This window comes from uncultured Fibrella sp. (assembly GCF_964250085.1).
GTDB lineage: Bacteria > Bacteroidota > Bacteroidia > Cytophagales > Spirosomataceae > Fibrella.
This window is the reverse complement of record NZ_CAXUEC010000003.1, coordinates 907,453-924,686: the sequence shown is the minus strand read 5'-3', so window position 1 is coordinate 924,686 and position 17,234 is coordinate 907,453. Positions and strand designations below refer to the sequence as shown.

Here is a 17,234-nt window from a genome sequence, read left to right as displayed (position 1 = left end):
TCGAAGGGCCATGCGTCAGCAACACCCAGCCAAAAGCCGCTGCTAATTCTTACTCCTGTTCTTCATCTTTACGCCGCCTCACCAGCTCAGCCAGCGTGTTGAAATCGACCGTAATAACGAAGCCAACACCGGTTTCGATTACAAATCCTTCCAGAATGGTCCGTTCTGTGTTGCTGCGGCGATAGGCGCGCAGGGCGTAGCGGCCATCGCGGGTGAGGTTATAGTTGAGGTTCAGGTTGTCAAAAACGGCGTTATTTTGGGCTGAACTCGCACCGGCCACCACAAAGTTTTTGCCGACAGAAACGGTCAACCGCCCCTGCATGAAGCTTCGTGATAAGCCAATGTTCAGGTCGGTACGGCTGCTGCTATTACTGGTTGTATCGCCCGTTTCGGCCGTCCCTGAACGCGAGTTCAGGCCAACGTCCAGATCGACTCCTTTGATGAGACCCGAGGCAAACTGCTGCAACTGTTGACTGATAATCTTGCTCACGCTGCTTCGGGCCAGGCTTTCGGCCGTATTGCCCACGTTAAACTCCGAGGACGAACCACCGGAAGTCTCCGAGATGAAATTGCCCAGAATAAGCAGGCCAAATACCTGTTTGTTCATCTGGTTCGGGTCTTCGCGCAGGGTAGCCAGCTTTTGCGTCACCAGGTCGGCCGAACTGCCCAGACGCGTTAGCGTTTCGCTTGGTGCAATAATATCAAAGCCGATCGTGGGCGACGCCAGGTTACCACTCAGGGTAAGCGCCACGTTGTAGGGTAAGTTAACTTTTGTGGTCGCCTGGGTCGAGTTCGATGTTTCGCTGGCGATCAGAGCGTCTGACGTCGTTCGCGCCTCGTAGATGGCCGTCAGGTTCAGGTCGGCTTTCAACGGGTCGCCGGTGAAGTTAATATAGCCGCCTTTCTGAAGTTCGAATTCTCGCTGCAATACCTGATAGGTGAGTGAATAACGCCCTTCCGTCACTTCATAGCGGCCCAGCACCGATATTTCGCCACTAGGCGAGACGTTCACGGCCAGGTTGGCGTTTCCGCGCGCTTTCAGGTTATCGCCGTTCAGTTCGTCAACTATAATCGTGATCTCCGACTTATCGGTGGCTTCCAGCGTCAGGTTGATGTTCGAGTTATTCAGTTGTTCGAACTGAAGCGGGGCCAACACTGTGTCTTTCCGGGGCCGCAGGTATTTACTGAGGGCAAGCGTATCGTTATGGTTGATGAACGTCACGACCTGCCGGGCATCGTTCAGGCTGGCTTCGTCGCTGGGTAAAACGGTGGTTACCTTACTGCCCTCTTCGAGTTTCACACTACCTGTAACAGCCGGTGATCCGCCCTTACCGACAATGTGCATGTTTGCTGAAATGGCAGCTTTACCATAGAAAAAGTCATTGTCTTTACGGGCGGCATTCAGGGCCAGAAAGTTCTGGGCACGTACCCGGAGGTCGTATGACACATCGGGAATGTTGCTCAGCACCACTTTACCATCGGTGGTGAGCGTACGGCCAAGCGTATCACGGAGATTAAAATCCGTAAACGTCATTGTTTGGCCTTCCAGCCGAATACGTTCCTGATCGATACGATAGGTCGCGTTCAACTGCTTGATATTGAAGGCGACCGAATCGAACGAGATGCCCCCGTTCAACCGTGGATTGTCGGGAGTGCCCTGAATATCAGTCTCGCCGCGCAGCATGCCTTTGGCCCGTCGTAGCTCGCCAAAGCTGAACGCTTCAATGGTCTTGGCATCCAGCTTATTGAGTTTCAGGTAAAAATCGAGCGACTCTTTCGGATTGGTCGGGTCATAATAGCCCGATACTTTAGCGTCGTTGGTTGAACTCAGCAGCGTCACGTTCACCCCAATCCGGCCACCCGACGCGTTGGCAAAGTCGCCGTTCAGGTTGCCGATGGGTTTGTCCATCACCCGCAAACTGTCTACGTTAAGGTCGCCAGTGAAGGAAAGCGGTGTGCCACCTGGCGGCGACAGGTAATCGCGCACAACAACGGTGCTGTTCAACGTACCTGCCACCAGCGTCGTATCCTGATTGGCCAGACTCGACAGATCGCTCAAACTAACGTTGCGGGCCTCCACGCGAAGCGGTCCATTGGGCACCGGGTTAACACTGTTGACGGTGATGGTTTGTGCGCCCTGCCTGAGCAGGAAATTCTGCGCCAACACCCCCGCTTTGCCATACTGGATATAGCCGGTTGTATCCGAAGTCCACGTTCGGTAGTTGGTCAGCAGGCCACGCTGACCAACCTGAAGCCGGTAGTCGGAACCAACCAGCGATACCAGCCCGGCCAATCCATAGCGGTCTTTGTTAAGCGAATCTTTATTAACGACCGAAAAGGAAAACCGGTTGTTGGCCGCTGAGCCACTCAACTGCGTGAGGCCAATTTTCAGGCTGTTCGTTTGCAAGGCATTCACCTGCCCCGCCACGCTCAACTGGTTGTTATAGGCCAGCAAGCCCAGCGACGATCCCTTGACTACAATGGTATCGTAATCTACCAGGCCGGTTTTGATGGTGGCGGCAAACGTGGTATCTCGGGTATTGTCCAGGTACGCATCGAGCGAAACGGGGTCCAGCTTGCGCAGTGCGGGCACAAACGCCTGCAACAGCGGGTGTTGACGTACCTGGCCGGTCACATAAAAGCTGTAGGGAGGCTGGACGGTCTTGTAGGTCAGGTCAGGAATTTTGAAGTAGCGTCCAATTTCACTAGCCACAATATCGTACAGTTGCGTGTACTCAAACTGACCGCTCAGTGCCAACTGCCCGAATGGCAATCCGAGCGTCAGCGTTTTCCGGCCGGGGTTTACGGTGCCCGCTTTCAGGTACAGTGTATCAATTGGGTACGTCTTGCCTTTTAAACTCACCACCGCGTCGGAGGCATAGATAGTGCCTTCGGGCCGCACGGGGCCGGTCGACGTCATGGCCAGTTTGATGTTGCCTTTAATAGACAACGGGTCGGCGTAGAGCTTCAGCTTGTCGAGGTTCAGTTCCTGGATATTGATGTCTCCGGCAATGGTTGGGTACGTTGTTTTCAGGCTCACTTTCGTGTCCAGATTGAGGCGTACATTCGGGTCGTTGATACCACCTTTCAGCGTTAGCAACCCGTTGACGAGCGACCCCGTTACGTCGGCGTTTTTGTACGAATACCCGTTTAGGCCCGCTTCATCCACCACAGCCCGGAAGTTGGTCTCCATCGTGGCGGGGTCGATGCCGCTGCCGTTCACCGCCGCCCGCGCCGTGATGGTGCCAAACTGCTTCGGATTCATCAGCCACTTGCCTGCTTCGAAGTTCGTGAGCACGGCCTTCCCCGCATACGATTGGCCTTTGCCCGCGTAGAAGTTGCGTAGCGTTCCGTCGAAAGCGGCCGTGCCCCAGTTGGTGGCCAGTTTGGCGTCGGTAACCAGCTTATTCAGCGTACCTCGTATTTTGCCGGTCAGTTTTAGTTGCGGAGCCAGGGCCAGTGAATCAGGCAACGTACCTGGCGGTACGAATTTGCCGATGTCGGCACGGTTTGTTCGGGCATCGGTCAGCGTCAGGTCCAGGCCGAGCCGATCAGGGTTGGTTACGTTGGTCAGGCGGCCGCTGGCTTTCAGGACAGTACCCGAAAACATGGCGAACTCGGCTTTGGGAATCCGCAGGTCGGCCAGGGTACCACGCAACTGCGCATCGGCCCTGACCACTTCGTTGCGGTTGCCGGCCAGCGGAGGTGTGTCGGCCAGAAAGGGAGCCAGTTGCAGCACGTCGGCAAAGGCCAGTTTGCTCTGGCGAAGGTTCAACAGCACGCTAACCCGGTTCAGGTTCTTACCTTCGGTGGCGCGGGTTAGTTGACCCAGCGAATCGTAGCGCAGTTCGAGGCGGTCGCGCAGGATGGTGCCGGGCGTACGAATAAAGAGGTTTGTCAACAGCGTGGCTTTTTCGCCATAGAGCAGGTCGACGTCGAAATGCTGGAGCACGAAGCCGCTTTTGTCCCTGAATTTACCCTGCCGAATCTGCCCCGAAATCTTATCCGGGCTATATAGCAGGTTGCGTCCTTCGATGCCCAGTCCGCTCAGGTCGAGGTGGCCGTAATCGAGGCCGCGGGGTTGGCGGGCCTGCGTTTCATCATCGAACCGGATTCGGTTGTTGGAAAATTTAGCCAGGCCAACCCGCGCTATCCAGCCAGATGGTTGAGCGGCTTCGGCTTTCTGCTCGGCCTTGGCGGCGGCTTTTACGGTTGGGTCTGCCTGCTTAATCGCCACGGCTGCTTCGGGTGTTCGGGCGGCTTGTTGGGTACGTTGCGGCCGTAACAGCGTAGTGGTAATATCGGAATTGGCCATTGCCAGCGACCGGATGCCCACTTTTTCGCCGTTCAGGTGGAAATAATCACTTTCCATCGCCAGCTTACCCACCTTTCCCGTCGTTGCAAAGTCAGCGGTTTCTACACGAACATCCCAACGGGCCTGATCTAACTGCCATTTGCCGAGGCCCAGCGTCAGGGTGTCGCCCGGTTTCGATGGGGTCGATGGCGTTGGGATACCCTCATAAATCCGGCTTTTCACGGTCAGCCCAACCGCCGACACATCGCGGATCAGGTAGCGGGAGCGGGCCACGTTTACCTCATCGAAGTTGAGACGAAGGCTATCGACGTAGGCGTTGACATTGGCCCCGGCCACATCATCTTCATAGCGAATCAGAACCTTTCGCAGGGTCGCGCCCGACAGGCTTATATCGAGTGGGGTAGACGTTGTATCGGCCGGTGGCGCAATTTTGGTGGCCAGACTGGCCGTGTCGGGTTGCGCCGTATTGAACGCATCAAGAATGTAGTTGAAGTTGAAGGCAGTATCTGGTAACGTGCGGGTTACGTGCAAGCGAACGTCGTCTAGCTCAACCTGGTTAAGCGAGATTTTGCTTTGCATCAGGGCCATCATGTCCAGGTCAACGCGCATGCGTTTGCCGATCAGGAGCGTGTCGCCCTGGGGCGTTTTGAAGAACACATCGTCCAGTTCGATCCAGTCGGGAATGTGGTAGCTGATGCGCCCGATGCGAAAGGGAGCCTTAATTTTTTTGCCGAGATAACTGTTAACCTGCTGCGTCACAAAGCCCTGGCCCCACGAGGTGGTAGCGATCACCGTGACAAAGCCAGCTATTAACAGTATGAGGGCCAGGATAACCAGACCGGTTGTTACCAAAAATCGTTTCACGAACAGCGAAGAGTGTATGAATAAAATCCCTTACGTCTTAACGCGAAAAAGGGGAGCGGTGTTATTTAAAGCGCTTCTGAGGTGTTTTTGGATTCGGGGACTAATGGAGATTGACTGAGTAGGTGGTCATTAGTGGAATCAAGATATAGTCTCGGTTTTACCCGGACGCGGGATTGCCCTACTCCCAACCCCCTGAAGGTGGCTAATGCTCCGCAACGTTACCAAGCAGCGCTTTAGCCCCCTTCAGGGGGTTGGGGTAGGGCAATCCCGCGTCCGGGGCTACGCCGTTAATACAGTAAACTAATTCTGCCTGACCACCAATGACCATAAAATCTAGTCGTCATCATCGTCATCCTCGTCTTCTGCTTTGCCCGCGCGGACAAACGCACCCCGCCGGGGAGCAGGCATGATGCTGTGTTGCCCGCGAACGGTTTGCCACACGATCTCGCTGAAAATCAGGTCGTCGATCTCATCGGGTCGCGTCAGGTTGAAGAGTGACGAACGCTTCGAATTTGTATTGACTGCCACGTTTCGCTGGTTAAGGTCAATGCCTGCCTGGCGGGCGGTGAACGTACCTGGATTCGCTTTTTTGTCGAAACACCGCCACATGGGCGTTGCTGCGGCATCGTACTGACTCATAGGCTTGAGCCCTAAAATCAGTTCGATCGTACGCAGTAACCCTGAGGTCGAGTACATGGTGTGATCGACGTATCCCCGTTTCACGAACCCACCCGCCACGAAGGCAATCGACCGGTGGGCGTCAACATGGTCGGGGCCGTTCTGCGCGTCGTCTTCAAGAATAAACACGACAGATTCCTTCCAGATCGGGCTTTTCGAGAGGTGTTCGACAAACTGACCAACGGCCAGGTCATTATCGGCAACGGCGGCGTCGGGCGTTGGCAGGCCAATGCGGGCACCCGATGTGTGGTCGTTGCCAAACCGCACCGTGCTCAGTCTGGGTACGTTCCCGGCGGCCACAAGTGCGTCGAAATCAGTTTCCCAGGCGGCCTCCCGTTTCGTATCCATGTAGCCCAGATTGTACCCTTTGAAAGTTGGGCAATAGCGGCCTTCCAGGGCTTTTATATTCGGCTTTTCATCGTCGGCAAACCAGCCGTAGCTGCGGAACGGAATGCCCGCCCGCAGGCAGTGATCCCAAATAAAACCGTCGCGCGGGTGGGCAATTTCTTTTTGTCCTTCATAATCATACGTGCCGCCGCGACCGCCATAACTGGTTACCCAGTTTTTCTCTACATAATCATTGGCGTAGGCCGCCGCTGACCAGTTGTGCCCGTCGGCGCTCACTTCGGCATCGACGTAAAAATTATCCAGCAGCACAAATTCCTTCGCCAGCGCATGCTGGTTGGGCGTCACTTTCTGTGGGAACAGGCAAAGCGACGCGTCGCCGTTTCCTTCGGTCATATCGCCCAGAATCTGGTCGTACGTGCGGTTTTCCTTGATAATATAGAATACGTACTTGATCGGTGATTTGGTGCCGACCCGCATTGGAATCGGATTTCCGCTCTCGCCTTCCGTCTGGAGTTCTTTGCGTTTGGTGTAGGGCGTATTGGCGTAAACCAGGCGCGAATAGGCCGCCAGAATATCGGCCTTGGGTTTTCCCGCGTCAGGTACGTCGATGATCGACAGGGTTCCCTTAAACAGCCCGGCAATGTACTGTACCGGTCCGGGGTTGGCCTGCGGGTTGGCCCCGATCTGCTGCGGTGTGCGCGTACGAACCGGGTTTGGCCCTTTAGGATTCGCCTTCGACGAAAAACCTTTGCCATTTGTAACGAACAGCCTGTTGCCAATCACCTTCACCGCCGTTGGATACCAGCCCGTAGGAATAAATCCGCTGGACAGGCTATGCCCTTTTCGCGACACGTCGAAGACTGCCAGGCAATTGTTGTCGGCGTTGGCAATGTAGAGCGTGTTTTCATCCTCGGTCAGGGCCAGTCCGTTCGGGGTGGTGCCTACGGGGGCGTCGGGGAAAAGCGAGGCGGTGAGGGTTTCGATTACCTGCCGTTTGGCCACGTCGATCAGGGCGACGGTGTTGTCGTTGCCATTGGCCACGAAGAGGTACTTCCCGTCGCGGGTAAACAGCAGGTCATTCGGATTTTTATTGGTGGCAATTCTGGTTACGACCTGTAGCGTGTTCACATCCACGACGGCTACGCTGGCCCCGCCCCAAAGCGAAATATACAGCTCTTTTTTGTCGGGCGAGAGCAGACAGGTGTAAGCCGCCGACCCGATGTTTATTTTCCGAAGCACCTGCTTCGTCTTTGTGTCGGCCACGTAGAGGGCGCTGTCTTCTTTGGTAACCACATAGAGCCGGTCCTTGCTGCTATCGATGCACAGGCCTGTGGGCGAAATCTTCACTGGCCAGGGTTTGCCCAGGATAATTGCCTCGTCGGGTACCAGTTTACGGTTCTCGATCCGGTAAGTCAGAATCCTGTTGTCGTTCCCACCAGAGGCATACAGTCGGGTTTCGTCGTCGCTGAAAGCCAGCCCGACGTAGGCTTTGCCAACTCTGGCCGTGTCGATGATCTGTTGCGAACCGGCGTCGATCAGGGTGATGCTTTGCGTGCTTTGCCCGTTGTTGGTAATGGCGATGTACTTTTTCGACGGCGAAACCACCATCGTTAAGGGCAAATCGTCGAGGTCGAGGCTGCTGCCGGGGGCCGTGAGTGACCAGCCATTGGGCAGATTGACTCGTTTGGCGGCCAGTTTTTTGTAGACCTCAGCGCCTTCTGCCGACTGGTTTGAGCCGCCATTTCGCTGGCAACTGCTGAGCAGGGAAAGAAGGCATAGCGTCAATCCGACGAAGGGAATCGAGTATTTGTTCATGCAGAAGTTGCTGATAACGAGTTAGCAAAAAGGAACGGCTCAAAATTATCGGATTGTTACGGCTCCAGCCTGGCGTACCAGATCATTTCACACAATGACAATATAGAAGCGACTTAGCCAATAGGCCAGGCCGCTACCAACGTACCTGCTGGAAATTCATGCGGATTGGCGGGCAATTCCAGGAAGGCATCGGCGGCGGTCAGGTTTGTGAAATCGCCGGAGCCACTGCCGGGGAGGGGGTTGGCCAGTAATTGGCCGTCGGGTGTGGCTTCCAGGCGGGCGGGGGTGAAGTACGTGAGTTGCGGTTTAAACGTAACCGGACTGGCTAACTGGGCGAATAGGGGTGGTTCCGGGCTCATGCCCATCGCCGTTTGCAGGTAGGGGCGAACGTACCTGTAGAAACAGAGCGTCGTGGAAACCGGATTACCCGGCAGGGCAAACACAACCCGTTGGGCGTCGGCACTGCGGCCAAACCAGAGTGGTTTACCCGGCCGTTGCTCGATCTTGTGAAAAAGGCGCTGAATGCCCAGTCCGCCCAGCACCTCGGGCACGAAATCAGCTTTTCCGGCCGATACGCCGCCCGTCATCACCAGCACGTCGTTGGTTGCCAGCAGGCTCGACAAACCGGCCGTAATCGTGGCTATATCGTCGGGGAAATGGTGCACCGAAGCATCGATCGACAAGTCGCGGAGGGCGGCCTGCAACAGGTACGCGTTCGACTGTCGAATCTGATGGGGGAGGGGCGTCTGGTGCGTATCGACCAGTTCGTCGCCCGTAGAGACCACCGCCACGCGGGGCCGTTTCAGCACCGATACTGACGTTTGCCCCACCGACGCCACCACCGCCAGTTCAACGGGACGAAGCACGGTTCCGGCTGGCAGGAGCACATCGAAAGTGCGGCGGTCGGTTCCCTGTCTGTGTATGTTTTGGCCGCGCACCATGTCGGCAGGAATGGTGAGCGTAGCTATGCCGTCGGTAATGGATAGGTCTTCGTAGCGAATCACCGCATCGGCACCACTGGGGAGCACGGCACCCGTCATTACTTCGATACAACCCCTGGGGTCAGATAGTGGCTGGATGGGTTCGCCCGCCCGCTGAACGGCCAGTACCGGGTACGTTGTTTGCCCGTCGGCCAGCGCCGTAAACTGAATAGCAATGCCATCCATCGCCACCCGGTCGAAGGGTGGAAAGTCACGGTCGGCCAGAATGGTTTCGGCGAGCACCCGCCCGCGGGCCTCGGCAAAAGGCACCGTTTCGGTCGAGAGTGTCAGGCCGTGAGTGGCAAGGAGTTGATCAGCGTCGGCAACAGTGAGCATAGCGGTTCAGTTGAGGAAAGCCAAAAATAGCTCATTCTCCCCGATGATTCGTAGCGGGTGGCAAACAGCCGGTGACCGGGCGTGCAGGCAGTGGCCTGGCAATTAATTGACCCGAAGCGCGTTGCGTAGTCGGGACTTACTAAACCAAACCAATCCAATGAAAGCGATCCTCATGATGCTCGGTTGCCTATACGGCTCGGTAGCCACTGCCCAATTCGTTGTCTGTAAGCGACCGGAAGTGGTTCAGATCGACAGGCGGGAAGTGTCTAATAAAGAGTGGGCAGCCTTCCTTCAGTTTACCAGGAACGACCCGGCCTTATCGAGAAAGTACAGTCAATCAATGAAACCGTCGCAATGGAGCAGCAACAAGCTCAGCCTTAACAGGCAACACGAACCCATAACGGGAATTAGCTGGCAGCAGGCACTAGCCTATTGCGACTGGCGCAGTATAACGGCTACTTATCTGGCCACGCACGCTAAACCGGCCACCTATCAGCAGATGAAACAGGCCAATGCCAGGGCTAAAACACGCATCACGTACCGTCTCCCGACTGATGAGGAATTCAAGCGGTTGCCGATCCCACCGACCACGGATACCAGGGCAGGGATAAGCTTTCGTTGCGTTCGTTCTGTGAAAAAAACAGCGTAGTCAATCGGGTAACGGTATCAGCCATGAAACCGCTACCCGACTGCTTTATTTGTTCTCCGACTCTTCGCTGGGCTCCCACAGCTCAATCAGGTTGCCCTCCGGGTCGAGCACGTGCACGAATTTGCCGTACTCATATTCGGCTATTTCGTCAACGATTGTCACGTTATCCTTCTTCAGTTCCTCAACCAGCGCCGCTAGATTTTCCACCCGGTAGTTGATCATAAACGGCTTTGTCGACGGATCAAACGATTTGGTGTCATTGGGGAATGCGCACCAGGCCGTAGAGCCTTTTTTCGACGGGTCATCGGCCTGCCGCCACTCAAATGATGTTCCGTATTCGCTGGTAACTAACCCCAGGTTTCTGGCGTACCAGTCGTTCATGGCTTGCGGATCGTTGCATTTGAAAAATACGCCGCCCAGGCCCGTTACTTTTTTCATAGTAGTCAATATGTTGGTGTAAAGTAACGTGGTTTGCCAGTCGTAAACGCAAAAGCCCCGGCTTTCTGAGCTGGGGCTTTTGCGTTTACGACTGGCAGACTCATAGTATTGATGAGCGCAAGGCTACCTATTAAAATAAACTGGTAACAATGCGCCACAATGCCCAGGCTGTGGCCAACGAACAGAGCAATACCACTGACCAGGTGATCAGATTTACTAACGCGTCTGACGCGTGAAGGGTGAGAAGTTTTCTGGTAGTCACGCCTATATGACTATTTATGCGCCAATAGGTCACACTAAGTTTACAATTAATTTTATTGGATAATGTGCATGGTCTATTTCCTGCCGCAAAAAAGCGTCCTGCACGGAGCGATTCCTGTTGCCACTGACGAACACAGAATAAATAAATGTACTTATTCTGGAAGTCCTGACTGAGCCACTTAGCTTGTACCCTCAACACTATACTACCTTCCGGCCATGAACAAATTAGGGCCAGTAATCATCATACGGTCGGACGTTAATAGGCCAAGATTAAAACGGGTTCGAACTACGCCAGAAATTACATCTGGATGCTGAGCTACAGGTCAAATGATTCCTTACTTGTTTTTCAATACGGCGGCGAGCAGACTCCATTCTGTACTGTGCTAGCCGATTTTACATAGAAAAACCCCGATCACACGTAGTAATCGGGATTTCCTTATGGGGTAATTTTGCTGCCGAACGGTTAGGGACTGAGCCTCAACCGTGGAAGAAATCCTTCATTTTTTCGAAGAACCCTTTGTCGCTTTTATTGGGCCTTGGATGAAAATTGGGGGATAACCGAAGCTTCTCCAGGATTGTCCGTTCTTCTGAACTGAGGACTTTAGGCGTCCAGACATTCACGTGAATCAACTGATCGCCACGACCATAGCCATTCAGGTCTTTAATGCCTTTTCCTTTCAGGCGGAGGATTTTGCCACTTTGCGTGCCTGCTTCCAGCGAAATTTTGGCCCGTCCGTCAATCGTGGGGACCTCAACACTGGTACCCAGTGCCGCGTCGACAAAGTTGACGTATAGGTCGTAGACCACGTTGGTGCCATCGCGCTTCAGGTCCTCGTCCTCTTCTTCCTCAACCACAATCAGCAGGTCACCGGCTACGCCACCGCGCGGGGGTACGTTGCCTTTGCCGCCTACCGAGAGCTGGATGCCCTCGGCAACACCCGCCGGAATCTTGATTGGAATGACGTCTTCCTGTAACACGCGACCTTCACCGTGGCATACGTCGCACCGGTCAGTGACAAGTTTACCTTCGCCGTTGCAGGTGCCGCAAGTGGCCGTCGAGACCATCTGCCCCAGCATGGTGTTCACCACTTTGCGGGTTTGGCCTGTTCCCTGGCAGGTCTGGCAGGTTTGAACGGCGGTTCCGTTTTTGGAGCCGTTGCCGCCGCAGGTCTGGCAGGCAACATGCCGCTTCACTTTAATTTTTTTCTCTACGCCGTTGGCGATCTCCTGAAGGTCAAGCTTCAGTTTGATGCGCAGGTCAGAGCCACGACGAACACGCTGCCGTTGTTGCCCGCCGCCGCCACGACCGCCGCCAAAGAAGGAGCCGAACGGCGATTCGTCGCCGAAAATGTCGCCGAACTGGCTGAAAATATCATCCATTGACGGGCCGCCGGCACCACCGCCCGCTGCGCCGCCCAGACCCGCGTGGCCAAACTGATCGTAGCGAGCCCGTTTGTTATCGTCGCTCAATACGTCATACGCCTCCGCAGCCTCCTTGAATTTATCTTCGGCGGTGGGATCGTCGGGGTTTTTATCCGGGTGATACTTGATCGCCATCTTGCGGTACGCCTTTTTAATGTCGTCTGCCGTGGCTTTCTTGTCTATTCCCAGAATTTCGTAATAATCACGTTTCGTTGCCATCTCTTAAGAAATTAAGAATTAAGAGTTAAGAATGAAGAGTTTCTGTTCACAGGCTCCAGGTACGGTGACTCAGTGTAGCGCAACTCTTCATTCTTAATTTCTTAACCCTTAATTCATCTATGCTCCTACAATTACTTTAGCGTAGCGGATTACCTTGTCATTGAGCAGGTATCCTTTTTCGATTTCATCGATCACCTTGCCTTTCAGGTCTTCGGTGGGAGCCGGAAACTGTGTGACTGACTCGTGCAAATCGGCGTTGAATGGTTCGCCCTTGCTGTTCATCGGTTTGAGGCCCTTCCCTTCCAGCACCTTGTTAAGCTTGCTGTATATCAGGTTGATACCCTCTTTAGCGGCGGCAACATCGGTTGTCGACTCCAGGGCCTGCATAGCCCGTTCGAAATCATCGACTACAGGCAACAGCGTGACCATCAGCCCTTCGCTGGCGGTCGAGATCAGGTCTAACTTCTCTTTGGCTGTGCGGCGGCGGAAGTTCTCAAAATCGGCGTAAAGACGCAGGTATTTATCTTTCATCACGGCGAGTTCAGAGCCGATGGCTTCTGTGGGTTCGGGAGCCACGTCGGCACCGTCACCTGCTGGTGCGCTACCGTTGATAACTTCCGCTTCTTCGACCTCACGGTCTTCGGTCGTGATTGGTTCGGTTGAGTTGTCAGGTTGTGGCACAGACTCGTCCACAATGTCTTTATTTTCCATACAAACAGGTCGTATTTCGCGCTTAATCGGATTGTAAAGGTAGTTGCAAATCCGCTGCCAAAGCCATCAGGCTGACAAGATGGCACAACGGAATGCTGTAACTGAAAGGAGGTGCACCGTGATAATGCCCCCTATGCAGGAACGTACCTGGCGCTAATTGTGCCAGGTACGTTCCTGCATAGGGGGCATTATCACGGTGTCGGCAGGGCTACTGCCGGGTTAGAATCAAACCGAGATTTTGGTAGGTACTTGATGTGAGCACCAACTGGATATAATTGCACTCGTTCCGTAGCACCGTAAACGGAGTAATCTGTGCGTATTGACCACTTTGCTGGATCGACAGGTAGATCATGAATACGTTCCTGGGGGAAGTGTCCTGGAATGGAACGCTGGGGTCATATGTTTTAGCCACTACTGGTTTACCAAGAATCGATGTCTCAAACAACGCATCGGGGTCGTCGATTGCTCCGTCAGCGGTGAATGTAATGGTCCCTGTCTGAGTGGGCCTTTTCGGATTTATCGTTGATTCGACATGCCAGGTGCCAACGATATTCTGTTCAATTGGCTGCGTCTGACAACTAGTTGGCGGACTGGTGGTGTGGTTTGGCACGATCACTAAATCGGTGCAGGCTGATGCGATTAACAGACACCCCGGTAGTAGTGTATACAGGTAACGTATTCTTCTCATTGCAAATCTACTTTCAATCTACAACGGTCATTTGTTTTATTTCCTATATACCAAGTAGGAATATTGCACGTACAGCTCATTTCTCAGCCGATGATTACTCAGTAACCACCAGCGAGCGAAGCTGATTCAATTGGTTACGAGCCTGCTGTAGCTTTGTCTGATACGCTTCAATCGGTTCTAAATCACTTACTTCTACGGGCTTCTCAACCTGCTCCAGCAACATCATCATTTCTTCGAGTGCCCTGATCGCATTCCATAAGGCGTCTTCCAGCGTTTGCTTCACCCCACTAAGCAACGCTTCGGTGGTAAACCCATGACCCGTATGACACCGGTACCGCAGAAGTTGACCTTCCTGAATACGTACCAGCGTACCATGACATTCCGGGCAGGTGAATGGCGTTAGCTGACCAACCTCGACAAGACCCAGTTCAAGGCCATTGTCTTTTTTCGTAACGTTCACTTCTCTCGACATACGCGTTTCCTCGTCTGAAGAAAGCACAGGTCTTTCTCCGGTTTCTTCCTGAACCAGGTTACCCAGCAGAGAGGCCATATCAGCGAGGGGGACTGTATAATCGACCTCAACATGCTGGCGTACATTTTCGGGCATACTGGGATACATCGCTTCCTGAGGCTCCTGAATGACACTGACACCTCCCAGCCGTTTAACGGACCACATACCAGAGGTGCCGTCGTCGAGTGCACCCGTCAAAATTACCCCGATTACCCGGGGGCCATACCTATACGCCGCTGAGCGAAATAGCGTGTCGATCGAGGGTCGGAACCGGTTCTCTTTAGGGCCATTTCTGACCAGTACATGATCATGCTCAAGTAGCAGGTGATGGTCTGGCGGGGCTATATAAATATAACCCTGTTGAATCGATTCGCCATCTGTTGGGTGGATCGCTTTCAGTTTACCGGCATAGTTTAGTATTTCCGGCAGCCGACTGGGCGAGTCAGCACTTACATGCTGAACAACAAACAACGAAGCAGGGAAATCAGCAGGTAAGGCCGCGACCAGTTCTCTGAGGGCGTATATCCCCCCCGCCGAAGCACCAATCACAACAATATCTCGTTTGCCCATATCGGTCAGTTCCATCCCTTCGGTGGTCTAACCGGTTGCTATCCCGCTTGTTGTCGCTGGAACAAGCCAGAGCGCCTGATGCTCACTATCGTGAGGAAACGGTTCGCTTAACAAGCAGGCTGCAGGTTGCTTATCGACTGGTCTGGTTCACTAGTTTTTTGAAGAAGGGCAACAGTTCCTGAGCCATAATTGCGTGGTCCTCAACGTTTGGATGGCCACTGCAACCGTGGGCCTGCATCGGTTGGAAAAAATAGACTGCAACGGGTTTGTCCGTGCTGTGAGCGGCATCAATGCGTTCTTTCACGGCTGTCAGGCAGTGTTGGAGTTTCGCCCGGTTGTTTCCGTTGATCATCGGGCTGCTAAGCAGGGCAATCTGCGCACCGGGGTATTTCGACTTGACGACATTCACAAAATCTACGTATTTGCTCACGTAAGCCGCACTGTCGAACGGTAATCGTTCCCGCTTCCCATCGCCATTGCTCAAGTCGTTGGTGCCCAGGGCGATGCTAACCACTTGTGGTGTGAACCGGCTGAAGTTCCAGGTCGTTGTGTTCCCTGCCTGGAAATCTACTTTTTCATACACGGCCGGCATCGTAGGCCCGTTACTATTCCAGTTACGATACACGCCAATACCGCTTACGCTGCTCAGGATAAAACTTGTTGCCAGGGCACGGGCCACGCGGGGGCCATACGCCATGTAGGCGTTGTGCTGGTCGTGATACTGCCCGCTCCCGCAGGGTACGTCAGACGGATCTGCGGCGGCTCCGCAGGTAATACTGTTGCCGATGAATTCGATAAGTGGTGCTTTGGCTTCCCGGACAGGTTTTATGTTAGTGCCGGTAATTTTCGCGAGGATAATGGGGCCGGTATGGGCTTCGGTCGCTTTATAGAGCCAAACCGTGTGCTTACCGGCAGTGGGTGCCGTTAGCCGTATCGGTTCTTTCGACTCCCCCGAGATTCTTATTCGCTTCTGGTAGACGCCATCCAGCTCATATTGCAGGTAGTTATGTCCGGTAGCATTGGGTAGGCTGACGTATAACTCGCAGGTCGGGCCGTTGAAACTAAACCCGACGTGCATCGCCGAACTAATCATTTCCAGCCGTTGATACTGGTCTATGGCGAATCGGCCATAAGGCTGTAAATCTGATGCGGATAGCGTGGCTGACTTGTCTGAACTGCGTTTAGACGAAGCACAGCCCAGGCAGAGCATGATGGCTACCAGTGCTGCTGTTAGTAGACGGGGAGTCGCGTTCATGCAAGACGTATGGTCGTATTGTTGATAGGAGGGCAGTCTGACTGTTGCTTTCCGGCTTCAAAAATAGCAGGAATCAGGTACGTTCCCCACTTGGTTTCGATGCGGTAGGAACGAATTGCCGTTACGGGACGATAGTGCCGGTAGCCGCATTTTATAAATCCGGCTACCGGCGTAATAACGTGGACCCGTTGGGTGTAGTTAGGGGCGGCTAATTCGGTTTTCTGCGTTCAGGTAACCAATTAATAAACATCTTTTATAGAACGCGTTTTGGCAAATAGCTTTGGCCAAGCTAATTTTTTTAACCTCTTCGGCTATGTCAACTATTAGGCAGACAATCAGCGACGCATTCAAGGGCCTTTCTCCAGGGACTATTGGTTTACATCATGGCGATCCGTCAACTTACAGTCATACATTATCTGTAAAGACAAAAAATTCGTCGGTAAAAAAGAAGAAAGTCATACAGGTTCCTGGGAGGTTTTACCAGCATGGCTCGAAAACTTTGTACCTGGATGCAAAGGGAGTATGGGAAAATACAGCCTTGCTATTGTCAAAAGCAGATGCATTGCATATCGCAGGCGAAATAGATAGATTCAGCTTGTCGTATCATGGTGATGTGAAAAGTAATAATGAATGGCTGGCTATGTACGGTTATAACCCTACCATGTCGATTACTTTTCATGACAAGCATGGAAAGCCTGTCCAAAAACCAATGCCGGGGATGGCGTGTCATAACTGCGGTATAGTGTTGCCTATACAACTCATTGAGATAGACCACCATATGCCCCAAGCTGATGGCGAATACCTATACACAGTAAAAACCCTCCGGGCGCTCGGACTTACGATTGCCGCCGGAACGGGAGCAAAGAGTACAGGTATCGGCAACTGGGGAAAATTTGTGATAGCTGTGAAGGAAAGGCCGTTCGGGACGAATCCTCAGTTGAATTTAGTTGCTGACAGAAATAAATGGATACCTAACGATAAAGGGAAAGCTTTTTTGAGTCTCTGCGCATTTGCTTTTTCCCTGAATCCCTTTTCTATAGGCATGATGGCCTTAACATCAGCCTGCCGAAATAGTATGCTAAATTTAGTGCCCCTTTGCAGAACATGTAATGGAAATAAATCTGATTATTATAAAGTAATAAAATAGTTCTGAAGCCGCCCCAAATTTCTGGAC

At 53.5% G+C, this 17,234-nt stretch carries 11 protein-coding genes; 2 read left to right on the top strand and 9 right to left on the bottom strand.

The genetic code is table 11. The features are described 5' to 3' along the window. Window positions 1–49 precede the first annotated feature (49 nt). The 3 genes from ACFE8Q_RS13455 to glp form a co-directional block, all read right to left on the bottom strand. Window positions 50–5,179 carry a translocation/assembly module TamB domain-containing protein gene (locus tag ACFE8Q_RS13455; RefSeq protein ID WP_375445910.1) on the bottom strand — a complete coding sequence of 1,710 codons (5,130 nt, stop codon included), beginning with the start codon at window positions 5,177–5,179 and terminating at the stop codon, window positions 50–52. A 333-nt stretch (window positions 5,180–5,512) separates the two neighbouring features. Next, window positions 5,513–8,020, bottom strand: coding sequence for a beta-propeller fold lactonase family protein (locus ACFE8Q_RS13450; RefSeq protein WP_375445909.1), 2,508 nt, complete (start codon window positions 8,018–8,020; stop codon window positions 5,513–5,515). A gap of 113 nt (window positions 8,021–8,133) precedes the next feature. Next, entirely contained in the window at window positions 8,134–9,336 is a 1,203-nt protein-coding gene (gene glp, locus ACFE8Q_RS13445; protein ID WP_375445908.1) for a gephyrin-like molybdotransferase Glp, read from the bottom strand. Window positions 9,337–9,493: 157 nt separating this feature from the next. Here glp and ACFE8Q_RS13440 point away from each other — a divergent pair, with 157 nt between their 5' ends. Continuing rightward, the gene (locus tag ACFE8Q_RS13440) at window positions 9,494–9,985 is read left to right on the top strand and encodes a formylglycine-generating enzyme family protein (protein WP_375445907.1); all 492 of its coding nucleotides are present in this window, start codon (window positions 9,494–9,496) and stop codon (window positions 9,983–9,985) included. 45 nt (window positions 9,986–10,030) lie between these two features. Here ACFE8Q_RS13440 and ACFE8Q_RS13435 read toward each other — a convergent pair whose 3' ends face one another. The 6 genes from ACFE8Q_RS13435 to ACFE8Q_RS13410 form a co-directional block, all read right to left on the bottom strand. Beyond that, a complete protein-coding gene (locus tag ACFE8Q_RS13435; RefSeq protein ID WP_375445906.1) occupies window positions 10,031–10,423 on the bottom strand; it encodes a VOC family protein in 393 nt (130 codons plus the stop codon). A 738-nt stretch (window positions 10,424–11,161) separates the two neighbouring features. Further along, the gene (gene dnaJ, locus ACFE8Q_RS13430) at window positions 11,162–12,325 is read right to left on the bottom strand and encodes a molecular chaperone DnaJ (RefSeq protein ID WP_375445905.1); all 1,164 of its coding nucleotides are present in this window, start codon (window positions 12,323–12,325) and stop codon (window positions 11,162–11,164) included. A gap of 117 nt (window positions 12,326–12,442) precedes the next feature. After that, window positions 12,443–13,036, bottom strand: coding sequence for a nucleotide exchange factor GrpE (locus ACFE8Q_RS13425; RefSeq protein WP_375445904.1), 594 nt, complete (start codon window positions 13,034–13,036; stop codon window positions 12,443–12,445). Window positions 13,037–13,244: 208 nt separating this feature from the next. Further along, window positions 13,245–13,724, bottom strand: a complete 480-nt coding sequence (locus ACFE8Q_RS13420; RefSeq protein ID WP_375445903.1) for a hypothetical protein — start codon at window positions 13,722–13,724, stop codon at window positions 13,245–13,247. Between the two features lie 94 nt (window positions 13,725–13,818). Then, entirely contained in the window at window positions 13,819–14,805 is a 987-nt protein-coding gene (locus tag ACFE8Q_RS13415; RefSeq protein WP_375445966.1) for a chemotaxis protein CheB, read from the bottom strand. 130 nt (window positions 14,806–14,935) lie between these two features. Next, window positions 14,936–16,060, bottom strand: coding sequence for a GDSL-type esterase/lipase family protein (locus ACFE8Q_RS13410; RefSeq protein WP_375445902.1), 1,125 nt, complete (start codon window positions 16,058–16,060; stop codon window positions 14,936–14,938). A gap of 313 nt (window positions 16,061–16,373) precedes the next feature. On the opposite strand from ACFE8Q_RS13410, the gene ACFE8Q_RS13405 reads away from it, so the two are divergent. Continuing rightward, window positions 16,374–17,207, top strand: coding sequence for a hypothetical protein (locus ACFE8Q_RS13405; RefSeq protein WP_375445901.1), 834 nt, complete (start codon window positions 16,374–16,376; stop codon window positions 17,205–17,207). The last annotated feature ends 27 nt before the right edge of the window (window positions 17,208–17,234 follow it).